The 20,773-nt window shown below is 57.1% G+C and carries 20 protein-coding genes; 8 read left to right on the top strand and 12 right to left on the bottom strand.

Features of this window, described 5'->3' with window-relative positions; all coding sequences use genetic code 11:
- The first annotated feature begins 4 nt into the window (after positions 1–4).
- The 8 genes from JI62_RS20095 (at position 5) to JI62_RS20060 (ending at position 7,741) form a co-directional block, all read left to right on the top strand.
- Complete coding sequence (locus JI62_RS20095) at positions 5–619, top strand: TorD/DmsD family molecular chaperone (RefSeq protein WP_088701879.1); 615 nt, start codon at positions 5–7, stop codon at positions 617–619.
- Positions 620–699: 80 nt separating this feature from the next.
- Entirely contained in the window at positions 700–900 is a 201-nt protein-coding gene (locus tag JI62_RS20090) for a twin-arginine translocation signal domain-containing protein (RefSeq protein WP_088701878.1), read from the top strand.
- 24 nt (positions 901–924) lie between these two features.
- Positions 925–3,777 carry a molybdopterin-dependent oxidoreductase gene (locus JI62_RS20085; protein WP_088701877.1) on the top strand — a complete coding sequence of 951 codons (2,853 nt, stop codon included), beginning with the start codon at positions 925–927 and terminating at the stop codon, positions 3,775–3,777.
- A 76-nt stretch (positions 3,778–3,853) separates the two neighbouring features.
- A complete protein-coding gene (gene fdh3B / locus JI62_RS20080; protein WP_007112726.1) occupies positions 3,854–4,468 on the top strand; it encodes a formate dehydrogenase FDH3 subunit beta in 615 nt (204 codons plus the stop codon).
- An 11-nt stretch (positions 4,469–4,479) separates the two neighbouring features.
- Positions 4,480–5,580 (top strand): formate dehydrogenase subunit gamma, encoded by a 1,101-nt coding sequence (locus JI62_RS20075; protein WP_088701876.1) that lies wholly within the window; start codon positions 4,480–4,482, stop codon positions 5,578–5,580.
- Between the two features lie 103 nt (positions 5,581–5,683).
- Positions 5,684–6,016, top strand: a complete 333-nt coding sequence (locus JI62_RS20070) for a DUF1244 domain-containing protein (protein ID WP_088701875.1) — start codon at positions 5,684–5,686, stop codon at positions 6,014–6,016.
- 5 nt (positions 6,017–6,021) lie between these two features.
- The gene (gene moaB, locus JI62_RS20065; RefSeq protein ID WP_088701874.1) at positions 6,022–6,543 is read left to right on the top strand and encodes a molybdenum cofactor biosynthesis protein B; all 522 of its coding nucleotides are present in this window, start codon (positions 6,022–6,024) and stop codon (positions 6,541–6,543) included.
- Positions 6,536–7,741: a molybdopterin molybdotransferase MoeA gene (locus JI62_RS20060; protein ID WP_088701873.1), complete on the top strand. Its 1,206-nt coding sequence runs from the start codon at positions 6,536–6,538 to the stop codon at positions 7,739–7,741. The genes moaB and JI62_RS20060 overlap by 8 nt, the downstream gene beginning before the upstream one ends.
- 19 nt (positions 7,742–7,760) lie before the next feature.
- Here JI62_RS20060 and JI62_RS20055 read toward each other — a convergent pair whose 3' ends face one another.
- The 12 genes from JI62_RS20055 to JI62_RS20000 all read right to left on the bottom strand — a co-directional run bounded on the left by JI62_RS20055 (position 7,761) and on the right by JI62_RS20000 (position 20,735).
- A complete protein-coding gene (locus tag JI62_RS20055; RefSeq protein ID WP_088701872.1) occupies positions 7,761–8,168 on the bottom strand; it encodes a hypothetical protein in 408 nt (135 codons plus the stop codon).
- Between the two features lies 1 nt (position 8,169).
- On the bottom strand, positions 8,170–8,730 hold the full coding sequence (locus tag JI62_RS20050; protein WP_088701871.1) for a chemotaxis protein CheW: 561 nt from the start codon (positions 8,728–8,730) through the stop codon (positions 8,170–8,172).
- Entirely contained in the window at positions 8,720–10,399 is a 1,680-nt protein-coding gene (locus tag JI62_RS20045; protein WP_088701870.1) for a diguanylate cyclase, read from the bottom strand. The genes JI62_RS20050 and JI62_RS20045 overlap by 11 nt, the downstream gene beginning before the upstream one ends.
- A gap of 74 nt (positions 10,400–10,473) precedes the next feature.
- The gene (locus JI62_RS20040; RefSeq protein WP_088701869.1) at positions 10,474–10,836 is read right to left on the bottom strand and encodes a response regulator; all 363 of its coding nucleotides are present in this window, start codon (positions 10,834–10,836) and stop codon (positions 10,474–10,476) included.
- Between the two features lie 53 nt (positions 10,837–10,889).
- On the bottom strand, positions 10,890–13,019 hold the full coding sequence (locus tag JI62_RS20035) for a hybrid sensor histidine kinase/response regulator (protein ID WP_088701868.1): 2,130 nt from the start codon (positions 13,017–13,019) through the stop codon (positions 10,890–10,892).
- Positions 13,020–13,021: 2 nt separating this feature from the next.
- Positions 13,022–14,449, bottom strand: coding sequence for a CheR family methyltransferase (locus tag JI62_RS20030; protein WP_088701867.1), 1,428 nt, complete (start codon positions 14,447–14,449; stop codon positions 13,022–13,024).
- Entirely contained in the window at positions 14,446–15,513 is a 1,068-nt protein-coding gene (gene cheB, locus JI62_RS20025) for a chemotaxis-specific protein-glutamate methyltransferase CheB (RefSeq protein WP_088701866.1), read from the bottom strand. Before cheB ends, JI62_RS20030 begins: the two co-directional genes overlap by 4 nt.
- Positions 15,514–15,525: 12 nt before the next feature.
- Complete coding sequence (locus tag JI62_RS20020) at positions 15,526–17,553, bottom strand: methyl-accepting chemotaxis protein (RefSeq protein ID WP_088701865.1); 2,028 nt, start codon at positions 17,551–17,553, stop codon at positions 15,526–15,528.
- Positions 17,554–17,719: 166 nt separating this feature from the next.
- A complete protein-coding gene (locus JI62_RS20015; RefSeq protein WP_088701864.1) occupies positions 17,720–18,886 on the bottom strand; it encodes a glutathionylspermidine synthase family protein in 1,167 nt (388 codons plus the stop codon).
- A gap of 19 nt (positions 18,887–18,905) precedes the next feature.
- Complete coding sequence (locus JI62_RS20010) at positions 18,906–19,529, bottom strand: DUF1190 domain-containing protein (protein ID WP_088701863.1); 624 nt, start codon at positions 19,527–19,529, stop codon at positions 18,906–18,908.
- 26 nt (positions 19,530–19,555) lie between these two features.
- The gene (locus JI62_RS20005; protein ID WP_007112741.1) at positions 19,556–19,969 is read right to left on the bottom strand and encodes a DUF350 domain-containing protein; all 414 of its coding nucleotides are present in this window, start codon (positions 19,967–19,969) and stop codon (positions 19,556–19,558) included.
- A 43-nt stretch (positions 19,970–20,012) separates the two neighbouring features.
- Positions 20,013–20,735: a DUF2491 family protein gene (locus JI62_RS20000; protein ID WP_088701862.1), complete on the bottom strand. Its 723-nt coding sequence runs from the start codon at positions 20,733–20,735 to the stop codon at positions 20,013–20,015.
- Positions 20,736–20,773: the final 38 nt, after the last annotated feature.

The raw sequence follows: 20,773 nt of genomic DNA, 5'->3' as shown, positions 1-20,773 counted from the left end.
GCCGATGACGGATGCACTGCCCACGCTCAAAGAAGCCGATGCGCTACGCGCCGATATCTACCGGCTGTTAGCCACGCTGCTGCGCCAACCGCCGGATACTGAGTTACTTGACTGGTTGGCTGAACTAGCTATCGAGCAAGATGGCAGCCGCTTGGCAGAGTGCTGGCAGGCGTTGGCTGTCGCCGCCAACGGTGCGAGTACTGAGGGACTGCAGCGAGCGCACTTTCGCCACCTGGTTGGTGTAATTCAAGGTGAGGTAGTGCCCTATGCCTCCTGGTACCGCAACGGCGAATTGATGGAAGCGGCGCTGGTGGCGCTGCGCCAAGACCTAAAAGTGCTCGGTTTTGAACGCAGTGAGCATACTCGGGATCCTGAAGATCATTTGGCGGCCCTGTGTGAAGTGATGGCGATGCTGATTGACGCCGAAAGCGCCGAGCAGCGCTATTTCTTTGACCAACATTTAGCCCCTTGGGCGGTCAGTTGTTTTGCCGACCTTGGGCAGGTAGACACCGCTTTCTATGCAGCGCTGGGGGAGTTGGGTGGCGCTTTTATGGAGAGTGAACAGGCTCGCTTGAGGGTTGATGCGGGCCATACGCCAGTGCGTATTCTTGAGCCGTAACGCAGGCTTCATAAAAGAAACAGCAAAAGCAAAAACAGCATAAAAAGACCCGCATAAAAAGCATGCAAGAGGAGAAACCCATGCAACCGTCACACAACGCTGAGCGCCGCCGGTTTATGAAAACCGTTGGATTGGGAACCGCTGCTGCTGGCGCTGCAGCGGCTGTCGGCCATGTCACTCTGGCCCAGGCCGAAACGGCCCCGGTGAAAAACGAAAAACAGTCGGTTAACTACCGTGAGACTGATCACGTCCGTGCTTATTACGCCTCGCTGCGTGACTGACGGCGGAATGCCAGGAGATTTGCCATGCGCTTAACTCGCAAAACAGACACCCCCAAGGCCTCCGGGCTGGGTATTTCCCGCCGCCAGTTCCTTAAACGCAGTGGTGCAGCCACCGGCGGAGTGGCCGCCGTTGGCTTCATGGGCGCGCCGATGATGCAGCGCTCAGAAGCCGCCGATAAGACACCCGTGCTGGATTCCCCGGTCGAGACCAAACGCACCATCTGCTCCCACTGTTCAGTGGGTTGTGGCGTGTATGCCGAAGTTCAAGAGGGCATTTGGACCAAGCAAGAACCCGCTTTTGATCACCCCATCAACCGTGGTGCGCACTGCGCGAAAGGCGCTTCGCTGCGCCAGCACGGCCACTCCACGCGGCGCCTCAAGTACCCAATGAAGTTGGTAGCGGGTGAGTGGGAGCGTATGAGCTGGGATGACGCCATTAACGAGATTGGCGACAAACTGCTTGAGCTGCGCGAAGAGCACGGCCCGGACAGCGTTTACTGGCTGGGCTCGGCGAAGTTCAGCAACGAGCAGGCGTATTTAATGCGCAAGCTTGCCTCGCTGTGGGGCACCAACAACACCGACCACCAGGCGCGTATCTGCCACTCCACTACCGTGGCGGGCGTGGCAAATACCTGGGGTTATGGAGCGATGACCAACTCGCTCAACGATATGCATAACAGCAAGGCGATTCTGTTCATTGGCTCTAACCCCAGTGAAGCGCACCCGGTGGCGATGCAGCATATTCTGATCGCCAAAGAGCGCAACAATTGCGACATCATCGTCGCTGACCCGCGCTTTACCCGGACTGCCGCCAAGGCCAACAAGTACGTGCGTCTACGCCCCGGTTCTGACGTCGCCTATATCTGGGGCCTGCTGTGGCACATCTTTGAAAACGGCTGGGAAGATAACGAGTACATCAATCAGCGCGTTTACGGTATGGATGAAGTGCGCGCTGAAGTCGCCAACTTCCCGCCCAGCGTTGTAGAAGAAGTCACCGGCGTTCCCGAAGCCGAGATGTACGATGTTGCCAAACGCCTCTCCGACAACCGGCCTGGCTGTGTGGTCTGGTGTATGGGCGGCACCCAGCACACCACCGGTAACAACAATACCCGCGCTTATTGCATTCTTGAGCTGGCGCTGGGGAATATCGGTGTGGCGGGCGGCGGCGCTAATATCCTGCGCGGCCACGATAACGTCCAGGGCGCAACTGACCTTGGCCTTGGCTGTGACTCTTTGCCGGGTTACTACGGCTTGGCGGAAGGCGCCTGGCAGCACTGGGCGCAGGTATGGGATCTCGACTACGAGTGGCTAAAAGGCCGCTATGACGATACCGAATATGCCGACGGCAAGCCGATGTACACCGCCGGTATTACGGTCTCCCGCTGGGTCGACGGCGTGCTCGAAGAGGACGAGAACATCTCTCAGCGTACCGCGCTGAAAGCGATGTTCTACTGGGGCCACGCGGTTAACTCCCAGACCCGCGGCGTCGAAATGCAAAAAGCCATGCAGAAGCTTGAGATGATGGTCATCGTTGACCCTTATCCCACCGTTGCTGCCGTTATGCACGACCGCAGCGACGGCGTCTATCTGCTGCCAGCGGCCACCCAGTTCGAAACCACTGGCAGCGTCACCGCGACTAACCGTTCGATTCAGTGGCGTGACCGCGTGATTGAGCCGCTCTTCGAGTCCAAGCCCGACCACGAAATCATGTACCTGTTTGCTCGTAAGCTGGGCTTCGGTAATGAGCTGGTCAAGAACTATCAGATGAACGGTGACGAGCCGCTCATCGACGATATTCTACGCGAAATCAACAGCGGTATGTGGACGGTCGGCTACACCGGGCAAAGCCCCGAGCGACTCAAAGAGCACCAGAAAAACTGGCACACCTTCAGCTTCGAGAACCTGCGTGCAGAGGGTGGCCCGGCGGATGGTGACTACTACGGCTTGCCGTGGCCCTGCTGGGGCACGCCTGAGTTCGGCCACCCAGGCTCGCCTAATCTTTACGACACCAGCGTGCCGGTGATGGAAGGCGGCATGGGTTTCCGCGCTCGTTTTGGTATCGAGCGTGATGGCGTCAACCTTCTGGCGGAAGGGTCAGCGCCGGTTGGCGGCGATATCGACGACGGCTATCCAGAGTTCAATGACCAACTGCTCAAAGACCTAGGCTGGTGGGACGACCTGACTGCCGAAGAGAAGCAGGCGGCGGAAGGCAAAAACTGGAAAACCGACCTCTCTGGCGGTATCCAGCGTGTCACCATTGAGCATGGCTGTGCGCCCTACGGCAACGCCAAGGCACGCGCCGTGGTCTGGACTTTCCCCGACCAGGTGCCGAAGCACCGTGAGCCGCTCTACACCACGCGGCGCGATTTGGTTGAACGCTTCCCTACTTGGGACGACTTCGACTCCATCATGCGTCTGCCGACCATGTACAAAACCATTCAGGATCGCGACAACACCGGTGAGTATCCAATGATTCTCACCTCTGGGCGACTGGTTGAGTATGAAGGCGGCGGTGAAGAGACGCGCTCCATGTCGTGGCTTGCTGAGCTTCAGCAGGAGATGTTCGTCGAGATCAACCCGGCGGACGCCAACGACCTCAGCATCAAAGATGGCGACGATGTCTGGGTGGAAGGCGCTGAAGGTGGCCGTGTCAAAGTCAAAGCGCTGGTCACGCCTCGCGTCGATCGTAACGTGGCGTTTATGCCGTTCCACTTTGGCGGCATGTTCCAGGGCGAAAGCCTGCGTGACCGTTACCCGGATGGGTCTGATCCGTACATCATCGGTGAGGCGGCCAATACCGCGACCACCTACGGCTACGATCCGGTGACACTGATGCAAGAGACCAAGTGCACCATTTGCCGCATTGAGCGGGCGTAAGCTTAGAAAAAAGTCGCGACCGACCTGACAGCACGACGGTGCGGGAGCCATCCCGCACCGGCATGAGGAGAACACCATGGCTCAAATGAAATTTATGTGTGACGCCGAGCGCTGCATCGAATGCAACGGCTGCGTCACCGCGTGTAAAAATGCCAACGATGTTGAGTGGGGCATTCAGCGCCGCCGCGTGGTCACGCTCAACGACGGTGAAGCCAGTGAAATGTCTATCTCAGTGGCCTGTATGCACTGTGACGACGCACCCTGTATGGCGGTGTGCCCCACCGACTGCTTCTACAAAACCGATGACGGCATCGTGCTGCACGACAAAGACCTCTGCATCGGCTGTGGCTACTGCCTCTACGCCTGCCCGTTTGGCGCCCCGCAGTTTCCCCAGCAGGATGCCTTTGGTGAGCGCGGCAAGATGGACAAATGCACCTTCTGCGCGGGCGGCCCTGCCGAAAGCAAAGAAGAGGAGTATCAGAAGTACGGCTCCAACCGCATTGCCGAAGGTAAGCTGCCGCTGTGTGCTGAGATGTGCTCCACCAAAGCGCTGCTTGCCGGTGATGCCCAAGACGTGGCCGATATCTTCCGTCAGCGCGTGGTTCATCGCGGGCACAAAGATGGCGCCTGGTCTAATAACCCTCAGGCCAGTGCCGACAACCTAGCCTATGATGCTGCCCATAAAGGGTAAGGAGGCGTGTCATGAACCTGTTGACTGCACAGGCACCCGGTGGGGTGCCGCGCTCAGGTAAAGGGCTCGCCCTGGGTATTTGGCGCTTTATGTTGGTGGCGCTTGCTCTGGTGCTAAGCCTCGGTTTCACGCAAGTGGCCGTTGCCCAAGCGGATCCTGATCGCGAGATGACCACTGCAGCCCCCGGCATTACCGCCGACCAGTGGCGCCAGGTACGTAGTGGAGAAACTGGGCCCAATTACCGTGATTCACGCGCTGACAGTAACTACAGCCTGATCAATTCAAGCGGTGAAACCTGGCGGCAGATTCGTAACCGCTGGGTATCGCCGTTTGGTTTGATCGCGGTATTTGGCATGGCGGCGCTGATCGCGCTGTTCTACTTCATTGTCGGGCGTAAAGAGCTTGAGGCGCCGCGCACGGGGCGTCTGCTCTTGCGTTGGACGCTGATGAAACGCGCGCTGCACTGGACGGTAGCAACGCTATTTATCATTTTGGCGCTGACCGGGATGACGCTGCTGTTCGGTAAATTCGTGTTCCGTCCACTGTTTGGCGATGGGATTTGGGCCTGGATGATTGCGGCGACAAAAGTGCTGCATAACTACCTGGGGCCGATCTTTGGCATTCTGCTGGTGATCCTGCTGGTCAGCTTGATCAAAGACAATATTCCCAAAAAGCACGACTGGGTATGGTTCAAGAAAGGCGGCGGTATGATTGGCAAAAAGCATGTGGATGCTGGTTTTGCCAACGGTGGTGAAAAAGCCTGGTACTGGCTGTTAGCGACGGTGGGCATCTTAGTGGTTGCCAGCGGTTTTGTGCTCGACTTCCCCAATTTTGACCAGAGCCGTGACACCATGCAGTGGGCCAATATTATTCACGCTGTGGGGGCCTTGGGGCTTACGGCGGTTTCCCTCGGGCATATCTATATCGGCACACTGGGTACCGAAGGCGCGCTAGAAGGTATGACCACGGGCTATGTGGATGAGACCTGGGCCAAAGAGCACCATAATCTTTGGTACGAAGAAGTCAAAGACCAAACGCTATCGGAACAAGAGGTGGCGGCACGCAAGTCATCTGGCGGCAGCAGTGAGCCGACGGCAACGCGAACCAGTTAATAAGCATTTAATGGTCGCTAAGACACCGCCTTTCGGCGGTGTCTTTTGTTATGCTTCACCTTAAATTATTAAATAACCCAAGCCATGTATGAGAGGAACGGTTATGTCAGCGTTTGATGAGTTAGACCCAACCACGCGCACCGAGCTTGAAGCCGCCGCGTTTCGGCGTTTGCTACAGCATCTGGACGATAACAAAGACGTCCAGAATATCGATCTGATGATTCTGGCGGACTTTTGCCGTAACTGTTTATCTAAATGGCTGGTGAGTGCCGCTGAAGCGCGAGATGAAAGCCTCAACTACGAAGAGGCACGTGAGTACGTTTACGGTATGCCTTACAGCGAGTGGAAGGAGCTTTATCAGCCGCCCGCTACGCCTGAGCAAATGGCGGCCTGGGAAGCACACCACGCCAAAAAGAAAGCAGCCAAACAAGGGTGACGTCAATGAGTGAGCCAATGGTGCCCCTCAACATAGCGGTACTCACGGTCTCGGATACCCGCACGGAAGAGACGGATCGCAGTGGTCAAGCCCTGGTCGAGCGGCTAACCAACGCCGGTCACACGCTCGCTGAAAAGCGTATCGTGCCTGACGATGTCTATCGTATTCGCGCGGTGGTCGCGAACTGGATCGCCGCGGCGGATGTGCAGGTAGTGATCACTACCGGCGGCACCGGCTTTACTGGCCGCGACTCCACGCCGGAAGCCATCTCGGTGCTGCTCGATAAGCGCATCGAAGGCTTTGGCGAACGCTTTCGTCAGCTAAGCGGTGAGGAAATCGGCAGCTCCACTATTCAAAGCCGCTGCCTCGGCGGCTTAGCCAACGGCACGGTAGTGTTCTGCCTGCCCGGCTCAACCGGTGCCTGCCGCACCGGATGGGACGGTATTCTGGCCGAGCAGTTGGATAGCCGCCACAAACCCTGCAACTTCGCCAACCTGGTCATCCCAGGCCGGGGGCAGCATGGCTGATTTGCAGCCGATATCCGCCGCGCTTGAGGCGCTGTTAGCAGATGTAAGTGAACTAGGTGCAGAGAGCGTTCCGCTGGAAGCCGCCGGAGGGCGTGTGTTGGCCGAGGCCGTCACCGCACAGCTGGATGTGCCACCCTTCGATAACAGCGCGATGGATGGCTACGCGCTGCGTTCATCCGATGCTGGGCGGTGGCTGCCGGTGAGTCAACGTATTGCGGCGGGCACCCAGGCTAAAGCGCTTGCCCCCGGCAGCTGTGCGCGTATTTTTACCGGTGGTGAGATTCCTCCCGGCGCCGACTGTGTGGTAATGCAGGAGCGGGTAGAGGTCGATGGTGAACGTGCTCTGATGCCTGAAGATGTACCAGCAGGCGATAACATTCGCCGTAAAGGACGCGACGTGAAGAGCGGTTCCGTGCTGCTCAACGCCGGTGAGCGGCTCGAAGCGGCGGCACTGGGCCATTTGGCGGGCCAGGGTATTACCCAGGTCAGCGTGCGCCGACGCCCCCGTGTGGCGCTGCTTTCGACGGGTGATGAGATTATCGATCCGGGCACCCCGCTCAAGCCTGGGCAGCTGTACAACTCAAACCGACCGATGCTTAGGCGTCTGTTAGAGAACTTTGGCGCCGAGGTGGTGAGTACCGTTAGCGTGCCGGATGACTACACACGCACCGTGGCGCTGTTAACGGCCGCCGCTGCTGAGGCAGACCTGGTAGTTACCACTGGCGGCGTGAGCGTCGGTGAAGAGGATCATGTCAAAGCTGCGCTGGAAGCGATTGGTCAGCTCGATATGTGGAAGCTGGCGATTCGCCCCGGTAAGCCGCTAGCACTGGGTCGTTTGCCTCGCAATGACGGCAGCCTGGCGCGGTTTGTTGGTTTACCAGGCAATCCGGTATCGGGATTTGTCGGCGCCTGGCTGTTTTTACGCCCTTTACTGGGCGCAATGCTGGGCTGTCCGGCGCTAACATCGCTGCCAGCGGTAACCGCGAAAGCGGGATTTGCTACCTCCACCGGCCCACGTGAGCACTATATGCGTGTGACGCTTGAGTTCACGCCAAGCGGGGTGACGGCGACCGCCTTTAATGACCAGAATTCCGGCGTGCTCTCATCCTGTATTAGCGCCGATGCCTTTGCGGTCATTCCGGCCAATAGCAACATAGCCGAGGGTGATGCCATTAGCTGCTTGTGGTTGGCTGGCTAAGAGCAGGGGGCTGAGAAAGCTAGGGGTTAAGCTTGTGGGCATCCAGTAGCAGTACTAGCTGCTGCTGGTCGAAGGTTAACCCGCATAGCGCCGTTGAGAATCGGCGGGAAAGCAGCAGTTTAGGCAGCGGGTAGAGCGTATTGGCCGGCAGTTGCTGAAGCGTTACGTCACCGCTCACGCCCAGTTGCCAAATGCTGTTGTTGTCGCTGGCTGCTTGAGCGTCGCGCAGGGTGAGCCAGCGGTTAGATGAGGTGTCATGGTCTCCACCTTCATAGAGCAGCGTTTGAGCATTGGCGGTGCGCAGTGCCGTAGGGTGATCGGTCATGGCCAGCACATGGCATGCTTCCAGAGCAGCACGGTAAGGCCCTACGCAAAACAGCACCAAGGCAACCTGGGCTTGTGCGTGATGGCCGCGATGTAAGGGCACTTTAGCCAAGCCCCTGCTGGTAAGCGTCGAATAGCGCCTCTGGGTCAAGCAGGGCAAGCGCTTCTCGCTCAGCTCTCTGCCACAGGGCACTGACATAGGGGCGCAACGTACCAGAAAGCGTCTCTGGCGGCGCTTGCAGTATACTCTGGCTGACCTCGGATACATCATCAAGCTGTTCAATACGTACGCCGCTAGTAATCCCCGCCGCGCTCACTAATAGAATCATCCCCTTACTGTCGCCTTCCGGTGCAGGTAAACCGAGTAGTCGATGCAGGCTAATGACGGACTCGATTTTGCCTCGCAGGTGCAGCACACCTTCGGTAGAGGCGGGCAGTCCCGGTACGTAATAGACGGGTTGGTCGCTGGATAGAATTTCACTCACCGCGCTGCCGGGTAGTGCAAAAGGCTGGCCGTTGAGCCGAAAGAGCACCAGCTGTTGGGTGGGCTCATCAACATCCACCACAGCCTCAGCATCGCCGTGTGCTGACAATGCCTCGTCCAGGGTTTGGGTCGCGGGCGGCTGATCATTCGCCTCGCCGTCGCGGGAAAATTCAGCGGTCATCGGTCAGCTCCGTCGATATCACTACCTGATTGCGACCATGGTGTTTGGCGCGATAGAGCGCTTGGTCGGCGCTTAAACGCAGCGACTCGGTAGAAGGTTGTGCGGGGAAACTGCTAATGCCTGCGCTAAAGGTGCAGCGAAAGCGAACCTCACCGGCGTGAAAATCGACCAGTGCAAAATCCTCGCGCAGGCTATCGATTAATGGGGCGGCTTTCTCAGCATTAATGCCCTTTAGCAGTACAACAAACTCTTCTCCGCCGTAGCGGCCGATAATATCGGAGAGGCGCAGGCGGCTCTTTAATAGTCTTGCCAGGGTGATAATTACCTGGTCACCCGCCAAATGACCGTGGGTGTCGTTGACCTGCTTGAAGTGATCGATATCGATCATCGCCATGGCGTGCTGGCTATTATCACGGTGAGCCTGAGCGAGGTTTTTATTGATCAGTTCGGTGGTAGTGCTGTGGTTATACAGCCCGGTCATGCTGTCGCGGGTCATTAACGAGCGCAGTAGGCGCAGGCGTTCGGCGCGTAGCCGCACGGCAGAAACCAGCTCTTCGGGCTGAACGGGTTTGGTAAGAAAGGCTTCAACCCCCGCAGACATTGCGGATATTTGCTTTTGGCTGTCGGTTTCACTGGAGAGATAGATAATCGGTAGCCCCAGGTGTTCCGGCTGCTGGCGAATAATCGATGCCAGCTCTTCCCCTGAACACACCGGCATATACACATCGACCAGCACTAAGTCGGGGCTAAAGCGCTCCATAGCATTAAGTGCATCGGCGGGATGATGCACCTGATGAACGCTCATGCCGCCCTCTTCAAGCAACAGAGCGTGGTAAGCGGCTGCTTCTGGCTCATCATCCACTACCAGCACCTTCAGCGGCTCTTCCGCTGCCGGAGCGGTCAGTTCATCCACTGCCAGCATCAGATCCAGCGGTTTTACCGGTTTAGTAAAGTAGCCGCCGCAGCCTGCACGAACGGCACTCAGGCGTGAATGAAAGTCGCTATGGGCCGACAAAACGATGGCGGGAAGCGGTTGACCTGTCAGTTTGTTCAAGCTTGTCAGGGTTTCAGTGCCTGCCGTCTGGCCTTGGGGGAACTGCACATCCATGATCACCGCGTCAGGGCGACGAGTGAGCACCGCGTTAAAGAATGTGTCTGTATCGATAAACTGAACGACTTCGTGACCAAAGCAGCGTAGGTGATGGATTAATTGATCAACCTGCTCGGGCTCATCGTCGCACAGATAAATTAACCGCTGACGCTTATTGCGCAGTGGTTCAACCTGGCTGGAAAGCTCGAAGCTGTTTACGGCCGCCAGCGCTTGCTGTTGACCGTGGTGGGAGCGTAGATGCTGCTGTTCGTGACCCATCTGGAGAAGCAGTTGACTGATAAACGCATCGATATCGGCGCGGGCGGGGGAGGTAGTGAGTGCCTCTTCCGCCTGATCCGCCAGCAGGGCAAGCCGCTCAAAGCCCAGCGACCTTCCGGTTCCTTTCAAACTATGAAAGAAACGATGCAACTCTGGCGCGAGTCGCGACTGTTCTTCGCTCGTCGTGCGACTCTGCTGCCACAGCTCGGCGGTTTGCGCTAAGCGGGACGGAAGCTGCTCAATAAAACGCTCACGTAGCTGGTTTAGCTTATCGTGTAGCGTAGGGGCGGGCTTAGACATCAAACTACCTGCGTAAGTGATCGAAAGCGGCGATCCATTCCATGATTAATCCTTTTCATCGCATCAAGCGTTGCTTAGCCGTTGAGTGCCAGTGTCTGTTTCACCGCAGCGTCAAGGTTCCAAGCAAGTTCGGCATCTTTACGTAAACAGGCGTTCAGGCCAGGGGTCTGCTGTAGCGTTGTATCTGGGGTGTCGCCGGTGAGTAAAATAAACGGCAGGTGATTATCTTGTTCGCGCAACATCTCTAACAGCGCTAATCCGCTGACAAGGGGCATGTGCATATCGCTGACGATCAGTTTGATATCGCTATGAGCGTCTAACTGCTCGACGGCCTCCATCGCGTCACTGGCCAGCAAGGTGTTATGGCCCTGAGACTCAAGCAGTGCCGCCGTCATTTCTCCGGCAAGCGGATCGTCGTCTACGACCAGGATAAGCATTCCATGACCTCATGGTTGTTGTGGCATTTATGGTGTATCAGTAACGCTCACCGTTAGCCCAGTAGGGCCTGGAGCGTCTCTACTAAATTGTTTTGGTCAAAACTACCTTTGACGATATAGGCGTCGGCACCGACTTCAATACCGCGACGCCGATCAGCCTCTTTTTCCCGCGAGGTGATAATGATGATCGGCCGATAACGATAAACCTCATTTTCGCGCAGTCGGGCAGTCAGCGCAAAGCCATCCATTACCGGCATTTCAACGTCGGTAAGTACGGCATCAAAAGGCTCTGCCAATGCTTTGGCTAATCCATCGCGACCATTTTCGGCCAGCGTGACGTGGTAACCCCACGCTTCGAGCACATCTTTTTCTATTTCGCGGGTATTCAGTGAGTCGTCGACCACCAAAATGCGTTTCGCGAGAGCGGCGGAGGCACGCTCTTCGTTAGCACGCTGGGTGCCGTGTCGGGTGGCTTCCAGTAAAGCGGGTACGTGGAGTAGGCTTACCAGCGCATTGCGGCCCATGGAAACCATGCCCGAGACCAACGGTAAATAACGAAGATGCGCAGGCAGCGGCTTGATGATCATATCGCGTTCATCAATCAGTGAGTCAATAATCAGAGCAAGCTTTTGGTGCCGCTGGTGGACGACCAGCAGTAGGGTGGTATCAGTACCTGACGCCGTCTCAGGTAGCTCAAGCAGCTGGGCTAGCGATACCACCGGCACAAATTCATTGCGTAAAATCAGCGTGCGCTGACCCGCAGCATCAATAAATGCTTGTGATGAGCACTCTACCAACTCTGATACGTAGGGCGCCGTTACCCCTAGGTTGACGCCGCCGACGCTGACCAGCAGTACCCGCATCATCGCCAACGAGAGTGGCAGGCGCAGAGTAAAGCGCGTGCCGCTACCGCGTTCGCTGGCAAGCTGCAGATCGCCGTTAAGCTCATCTACCACGGTGCGCTTGACCACATCCATGCCCACACCGCGGCCAGAAAAATCGGTGATCATGCTCTTGGTAGAGAAACCCGGCAGGAATATAAGCTCTAGCGTTTCCTGTTCGCTCAGCGCAAGGAGTTGCTCTTCGCTGACCAGCTGTTTAGCGAGCGCTTTCTGGCGCACTGCTTCAAGCGAAATACCCGCGCCGTCATCACGCATCTCTACCACTACCCAGTCCGCATCCTGCCAGGCTTCGATAATCAACTGCCCACGGGGAGGCTTACCCGCTGCCTGGCGCTCGGCAGGCAGCTCTAAACCGTGATCCAAGGCGTTGCGCAGCAGGTGAATAAGCGGATCCGACAGCCGGTCAATCATCTGGCGATCCAGTTCGATTTCGCTGCCTCTCACTCGGCAGTCGACCTGTTTGCCGAGTGACTGGGCCAATTCTCGGGACATATGCGCGAGTGGATCAAACGCCACGCTTAGCGGCAGCATGCGCATTTGCAGTGCCCGGTCGTGTAGGTCGCTCATCAGTGAATCGTGGCTTAACACGCTATCTTTCAGCTCTCGGTGAAAGGCGTGAAAAGGCCCTTGCTGTTCGGCAGGAAGGGTGGTGCTTAGCTCACGGGCTTGGTCAACTAGGGTATGTAAATGATGGTGGCCGGAAAGTACTTCGCCCATCAAACGAATAACATCGTCCAGTCGATCCAGGCGAACCCGCACCGTATCGCTAAGGCGCAGTTCGCTCTCCGTCACCAGCGCAGCGGAGGAAGGCGGTGTTGAGGAGGACAGTAGCGCTGGTGCAGAGGACGGCATCGCCTCAGCGGAAGTAATGGGCAGGGGGGGAAGCTGGCCGAGGGCAGCCGCTTCCAGGGCGCTACATAGCGCTTCATCCGCCGCTGGTAGGTCGTCACCTGTTGCGCCTTCGGCGAGTCGACTGACTAAGTCAGAAAGACCATCCACCGCCTGGCTGAGCAGGCTGGTCACCGTCGGGGTCGCGGTGAGGGTGCTGTCGCGCAGAGCGCTGAGCAGCTCTTCAGTGCTATGTGCCAGCGCCGTAATCGGCTCCAGTTTAAGCATTCGCGACGAGCCTTTCAGTGTATGTGCTGCGCGGAACAGCTCGTTGATCTGTTCGCGATCAGCATGGCCCTGCTCCAGTGCGCTAACGCCTTCGCGCAGGCGGGGCAGGTGGTCGGCTGCCTCTTCCACAAAGCGCTGTATAAAGCGGCGAATATCCAGCGCCATAATTAACCCACTCCCTGTGTGGTACTGGTTGATGCCAGTGTTAGGTTAACCGCGTCTAAATAACGTTCGGCTAGAAAGCGCGCATCACCTGGCGGTAGCGGTGGAGTGATAGTGTCTAGGCCACCATTAGAGGTGGGCGCGGTGGTCAGCAAACGAACCACCGCGGCATAGCTACGCTGGCATTGAGCAGGCTTGCCGGTCAGTTCGCCTTGGCGATAAAGTTCAGCTAAGTAAAAATGGGCCGGCCAACACTCCGGGGCGACGTAAATAGCCCGCTTAAAATGGTCGTAGGCGAGCTGGGGCTGCTGCTGCCAGCGGGCGACCAACCCGGCCAGCACTAGCGCATCGATCGACCACGGCTGTTGCTTAAGCAGTTCCTCAAGTAGCGTCGCGGCGTCGTCAAAAGCATTTTGGTTGAGCAACCGATGAGCGGTGTGCAGTTGGTGGCTAATGCTATCCGTTGGCTCATTTTCCGTCGCATGCTGATGTGGCGCTTGGGGGGCCACATCAGTGCAGCTGTCTGACGCTATCTGTTTATTCGTGCTCTCAGCAACGCTAATGCTCTCTTCAGCCATGTTGTCCATTGCAAGTAATGAGGGCTGAAGGGGAGTCGCTGGCACTATTGCGGGATGCTCTGCATGGCGAAAGTAAAATATGCCCTGAGCTTCGGTCAATTCAAACACGCCGAGATCGTTACCCAGGGTTTCGGTGACGCCGCAGAGTAAAATGCCATTGGGGGCCAGCAATTGGCTAAGCTGCTGATGAATATGGCGCCGTGTCTGCTGATCAAAGTAGATCGAGACATTGCGAAACAGAATGACATCAAAGGGGCCTCCGGGGCTGTCTTCGTTGGCGTTTAACAGGTTAAACGGGCGAAAGGTGACCCATTGGCGCAGCGATTCGTGAAGCTTGTAGCGGCCCTGGTGGGGGCTGAAGTAACGCTTTTTGAAGGCGGGGGAGAGGGCGCGAAACGCCATGCCGCCATAAACCGCTTGGCGTGCCTTGGCGAGGACTTGGTGATCCAAGTCGCCGCCGGTAAGGGTAAACAGCGCTTTGGCTCGCTCGCCAAAGCGCTCAGACAGCATCATCGCTACGCTATAGGGCTCTTCACCGGAAGAGCAGCCCGCGCTGAAGATGGAGAGCGGCGGCTGCTCTGTCGTTAGGCGTTCCGGTAAATAGGTGTTGACCAGCCAGTCCAGGGCGTCAGGTTCGCGAAAAAAATAGGTTTCGTTGACCGTTAACTGGCTGACAAATTGATCGAATAGCGCCGGGTCGCGGCTTATTTTCCTGAGGAGCTGGGTGGTGTCGGTTAGCCCAGTGGAGGCCTGCAAGCTGGCGACTGCTCGGAAAAGCCGGGCTTCGGCCAAGCCCTCTAGGTGTAACCCGCAGCGCTGATGTACCAGGGCTTTGAAGGGAGCAAACTCACTCATGCCAGAGGCTCCGGTCGGCTATCCATGTAGCCGCGGACATCGCGAAGCAGCCGATCCGGAAGGCTATCGAGCGGTAATTCATACTGTATGACGCCCGCTTTAACGGCCTCCTGATTCATGCCATAAATCACCGAGCTGGCTTCATCTTGTGCGAACGTGGTTCCACCTGCGCGATGTATCGCCCGCATACCATTCACTCCATCGCGGCCCATGCCGGTTAAAATAATGCCAATCGCATCACTGCCATAGACCTCTGCGACACTTTGCAGCAGCACATCGCAACAGGGGTGGTACAGGGAGCATTCAGGACTGGGTTGAAGCTGGAAACGGTGGCGGGAGGATACGCATAGATCACGCTCGGAAGGTGATAAGTAAATATGCCCAGGGCGTAGTAGTTCGCCCTCTTGGCCCACGCTAACCGGCATAGTGCAAAGGGATGCCAGCCATTGCGCCATGCCATCAATAAAACCATGGCTGATGTGTTGGGCGATCACAATGGGGGCTGGAAACCCGCTGGGTAGCCTCCGCAGCACCCGCACTAAGGCTTGCGGGCCACCGGTTGAGCAGGCGATAGCGACCACGTGCTGGAAGTTACGCGGCACCCCCCGTGGCGTTACCGTAAACGCTGGTTTCGGGGGAGTAGGGGGAGGTGCTGAGCCGCGTCGACGTAGACGAGTGATGACCGCCACGCCGGAAAGCAAGCGTACACGCTCCAGCAAGCGTTCGGCATCGGCGCCTTCCAGAGTGGGTTTAGGCATCACCTCCAACGCGCCTACCTCAAGGGCTTGATAGGCCGTTTGCGCATCGGAGCGGTCGCTGACCACCAGAATGGGTACCCCTTTGCTGTACATGATCTCTTCGATAGCGGACAAGCCGTCCATCACCGGCATATTGAGATCCATGGTGATCAGCTGCGGCGCAAGGCGCTTGGCCAGCTCCACCGCTTCGCGGCCATTAGTGGCTTCCCCCACGATCTCAATATCATCGTCCCGGCTGAGGATATCGCGTAGCACGTCGCGGGCTACTTGGCTGTCGTCGGCAATGACTACCCGAATTACACTCATCCGGTATCCTTATCAGCGATCTTTATTTGTTAGGGTGAACTCCTGCACCAGCGCGTTAAGCTCAGCCGACATATGGATCATGTCCTGGCTAATATCGGTAATACTGCGCACTGAGTGCGCGTTGCGAGAACTGGCCGTATCGATATCGCGTAGGGCCATCACCACCTGGCTGCTGGCGGTTTTTTGCTGCTGCGTGGAGAGCGATATCTGCTGGGCCGCGCTGCTGGTTTGGCTCGCCGCCTTGAGCAGCGCCTCCAGATCCTGGGCGGTACTCATGCTTGCCTCAACGCCCTGCTCGATTGAGGAGGCGCCTTTTTCAGAGGCCACCACTAAGCGATTAATCGCTGTCTGAATATCATCGGTATGCGCTTCAATCTCTTGAGTTGAGTCGGTCACGCTGTCAGCCAAGCGGCGTATCTCGCTGGCGACAACCGAAAAGCGGCGGCCCGATTCGCCTGCGCTTGAGGCTTCCAAGGCGGCATTAAATGCGATCAGCTTGGTCTGAGCGGCCAGGGTGTTGATCAGCTCCATCACCTTGTTGATCTGTTTGGATTTCGCCCCCAGGGTCATGATCTCTGTCAGGCTCTGCTCGCTGTCGCTACGGATATCCTGCATTTTTGACTGTAGCAGTTGCATGGCCGAACTGCCTTTTCGGCTGCGCTCTAGTGTCTGATTGGCAACGTCGACCACCGATTGGGAGTGGTCGGCGATTTGGGTGGATGAGGTAGAGAGCTCCTCCATGGTGGAAGTGATTTCCGCTACCGAAGAGGCCATCTCCTCCACCGCTGCGGCCATGGTTTGGCTCGCTTCATGATCGATATCGCTACCGTGCACACCGGAAAGCCCGGCAGTTTTTGCCAGCCGGTCTGCCACTTGGGTTAGCGCCTGAGCGTTTTTGGCCACCGCCGCAATAGCGCGGGAGAGGCGCTCAAGGAGCTCGTTGGTTTGATTGGCTAAGTCGCCAAGCTCGGCTTTGTCATCAGTGCTGACCCTACGCGAAAGATCCAGGCTGTGGGTGATGTCTTTCAACTGGCGCTGGAAATTAATCAGCGGGCGGATGAGGCTGCCAGTCAGCGGGTAGAGTACCAGCAACCCAACGAGCAGAATGAGCAGCCCTATACCGCTGGACTCCAGGAAGCGCTCTCGGGTGGACGCCAGATACGCCTCTTTATCCACTTCCACCATCAGGTAGCGCTGCAGCTCGGGGAGCCAGATAGTGCTGACCAACGTTTCTTGGCCGTCACGCATCGCTTCCTGCACCTGTAGCTGCTCGTTTTGCAGTAAACGCTGCGACGCTTGCTCTGGTAAGGCCTCGGTGGCTGTTGCGTCATCACTACGATTGGCTTGGTCGCTGCGAATAAGCAGCTCCCCCTCGGCGCTGAGCAACGAGGCGTGTCCGCTACCGCCTAAGCGAAAGTCATCAATCAAACTGGCCATTTGGGAGAGATCGAGTCCAGCACCAGCCACGACCAGCGGTCGACCATTGGCGGCATTGACCGCGCTGCGGTAATTGACGTACACAAAGGCATCGTCGGGTGAGAAGGTGTCGCTATCTAAATTCAGTTCGTAGGTGTTATCGCTGTCGGTAAAATCGTAGTACCAGTCATCTTCGCTGCCGGGGGGCTGGATAGTGCGCTGCAGAAATTCACCGTTGCGCAGTTGGAAATAGTAACCCCGGCCCTGGTGTTGAGCGGCGATAAAAAGCAGCTCGGTGTCTAACTGCTCCATAAGGCGCGCTAAATAAGCCGTAATGTCGTTCTGTCGCTCTTCCGGTAAGCCGTCGCGAACCCACTGCTCAATAAAGTAGCTATTGGCCAAGCTTTCGGAAATGGCAAGATCCTGGCTAAGGCTGAGATTTATATGCGCTGCCAGGCCTTTGACCTGTGCCGGTAGTTCTTGATTAAGCAGGTTATCCAACCGCGCTTGGCTGTGTGAACGCGCTTGAAGATAGAGCGCCAAAAGCATCGCGAGTGCTAAGACTGTCCCAAAGGAGAGAAATAGCCGAAGCCGTAGAGGTAGGGATTTCCAGCGCGCCATCATGTTCGCCGTTGCTCCAAAGTAAACGGTGGCCCTAACGGCGCTGCTCAATAGCGCTCAGGGTGAGAAGTAGAGTGATACTTACCACTCTACTTAGGGTAGTAGCAACGATTTCAGCTTTTTTTGTGAGGGCTGTCCAGCCTGGATAAGCGTGTTTTGGTACTTGCGTTTACACGATCGCGTGGGGTACGAAGCAGGAGGAGTCTTTGGTAATGCGGCCTACGTCTTCGCGAATGCCCATGCCACAGGCGCGGTCGCCCACCACCCAACTGCCAATTAAGGCGTGATTGTTACCAAAGCGGGGCATCGGGTGATAGGCCTGGCGAATCCATGGGCTGTCGGTGTAGGGACCGTCCACGGCCTCGCGCTGACCTGCGGGGGTGATCAGCTCTACGTTGCTGCCTTCCCGGGAGAAGAATGGTTTACGCACCCAGCCTGCCGGTAGTGGCGGGCTGTTGGCATCCTCGAAGAACGCCGGTAGCAGATTGGGATGGCCCTCAAAGTGCTCCCATAGCAGGGGCAGAATACCCTTATTAGACAGAATCGCTTTCCAGGGTGGTTCAAACCAGTGGGTGTTTAGCTGGGGGATAACCTCGCCGAAGGCATCGTCGGCCATCTCTTCCCACGGATAGAGTTTGAACAGGGCGTGGATGGGCTGGTTATCCAGGTCAACAAAGTGTTCAGCGCCAGGATTGATGCCAATATCTTCCATATAGATAAACGGTGCCTTGAGGCCTGCCTGCACCGCCACATCCTGTAAGTAGTGCACGGTGGCGCGCTCTTCTGTGTTCTCTTTGATGCAGGAGAAATACAGCGTGCGCGCTTCAATGCGATCACCAAGGTGCGCCATGGCATTGAGAAGGTGCTCCTGAATCGAGTTGTACTGATCCGCATGTCGCGGCAGGATACCTTGCGCGATGGCCTGCTCAAGCCACACCCACTGAAAAAAGCCCGCTTCGTAAAGCGACGTGGGCGTATCGTAGTTGAGTTCTAGCAGTTTCGCCGGGCCATCGCCTGAATAGGCAAAGTCCATTCGCCCGTAGAGATGCGGCTGCCCTGATTTCCACGAGTTATGGATGCTATCCCACATATGCTCGGGCAGTGCCAAACGCTGCATAAGCGCATTGGAGTGGCAGACCTTGTCCACCAGTTCCATGCACATCTCATGCACTTCCTCGGTAGGCGTTTCGATATCCCGCTCTACCTGTTCTAGGGTGAACTGGTAGTAGGCGTCCTCTTTCCAGTAGGGCTCCCCGTCGATGGTATGAAAATGAAAGCCCAGCTCGTGGGCCAGGGCTTTCCAATTGCTTCTTTCAGGGATATCGATTCGCAGCATAGTAACCTTTGCTGGCGGCTTAAGAGCCCCAGCCACCCCGCGCCGAGGAGCGTGAACCAAAACCGCTGCGCTGCGACGCTGCTTTGCGGTTCTGAACCACTGAGCTACGCATGGCATCGTTACGCTGGGTGACGCGCTGAGTCGCCTGGCTAGAGGCCGTGTTCCAGTTGCCTTGGTTCTGACGATTGCGGTAGACCGGTTCCTGATACACCCGCTCGAAGGAGCGTCCACGGTTGGTGTTGGACATCATGCTGCCCACCATATAACCCATCATGGCGGGCATAAACCAACTGCCCCCGGTGCTTCCGGTTGCGGCCTGGGACTGTTCGTCGGTTGGAGCAGTACAAGCGCCTTCACCATTTTCAGCTTCGCACTCTTCAAGCGTGCTATAGCGCGGCACCTCTTTCAGAGAGGCTTCGTAGGCGTCTTCGCAGGCGCTGCGGGTGTAGACATTCTCCGCCACGCAATCCTCGACGCTTTGAAAGCTGCGCGGCTGATCGAACTCTATATCGGTGATCTGCTCTTCCTGGGGCGGTTGACCACAGGCGGTAAGACCAAAGGCGCTGGCGCCCATCATCGCCAGTGACAAGCGCCCGCTGCGCTTGCGGCGCGGCAAATGAGGGGTACTATCGTGTTTAGACATGCAGGCTCTCCTTTACCACGTCGTCGTTACCAAGTCATCGAAGCGGCGTTGAGCAAGCCGACTGCCACGGCCACGCTGGCCATCAAAATGCCGTAGGCCTGGTGGCCTTCGGTGATGTGCTGAGACAAGCTTTCGCCCTGTTTACGCAGAAACAGCTTAACTGCGAAGAAGGTAGCCAACTGAACAATAAAGGCCACGATGCCCCAGAGTACAAAATCGATAAAGTTGATCGAGTGGGCCATCGCGCTGTATAGCGGAATGGTAAAGCCTAAAATGGAGCCGCCGTATGCGGAAGCAGCGGCCGCATTACCTTCGCGAATCAGCGTCCACTCGTGGTGCGGGGTAATCCGGCTGTAGCAGTACATAAAGGCGGCGAGCAGTACAATCGCCGTGACTAGATAGGCGATAAATGATGGCAGGCCGTAGAGGTAATTCACCATGGTGGTTGCTTCCTTTTCAGTAGCTTAAAAATAGACTTGCGGGTCAAACAGCGTCGATATCGACGGAGGCCACATCTACCCCCACATTGTGCACCACCATAAAGCTGCCTTCGCCATCGCTTTCTGCGCTCAGCAGTAAGTACTCCATACGTTCAGCGCCTTCGATGGGGCGCTCATAGAGCATGGCATGGTGGGTCACATGGCGCGCCGACACGCTCTCGGTGGTCATTACCTGCTCTTCGAAAACCACCGGCGGCGACCACAGGCTGTCACCATTCCCCCACACTCGCTGATAGGTGCAACTGCGCGCCTCCTCAGTGGTTGAGGTGAGCGCGATGGTTTGGGCGCCGATGCTATCGGGCTGTTTATCTTTTCCGTTGATGGCGTCATCAAACTCAGTGTCCGAAAGATGGGCAACACGGTAAAAGTCGAACAGCTTATATTCAAGCACCTGACCGTTCTCAATATTGGCCTGCAGCCAAGTGTCGTTATCCAGATAGAAGCGCACCAGATGCGCTCCTTGACCAAGATCGACGTGCCCCACGGCGGCAATATGGTGGTAGGCGTCGTCATCCCAGCGAAACAGCGCATCGGGGTGGGCGCGCAGGCCGATCAGCTTAATATTGACGCGCCCATCCAGACGAAGGCCCTCAAGGTCTTCCTGGCTGATACCCATAGGCAGGCCAGCGGCCACCGGGCGGCCTTCGTTAGGCTCGGGCGGCTTCTCCGTAGTAGCGCGAAAAAGTGCCTTGAGGGTGTTAAACATGGCCTGGCTCCCTAATAAATTTAAATGCTGGCTTGCTC

The organism is Halomonas campaniensis (assembly GCF_002211105.1).
Lineage (GTDB): Bacteria > Pseudomonadota > Gammaproteobacteria > Pseudomonadales > Halomonadaceae > Vreelandella > Vreelandella campaniensis_A.
This window is presented reverse-complemented; position numbering and strand designations above follow the sequence as displayed.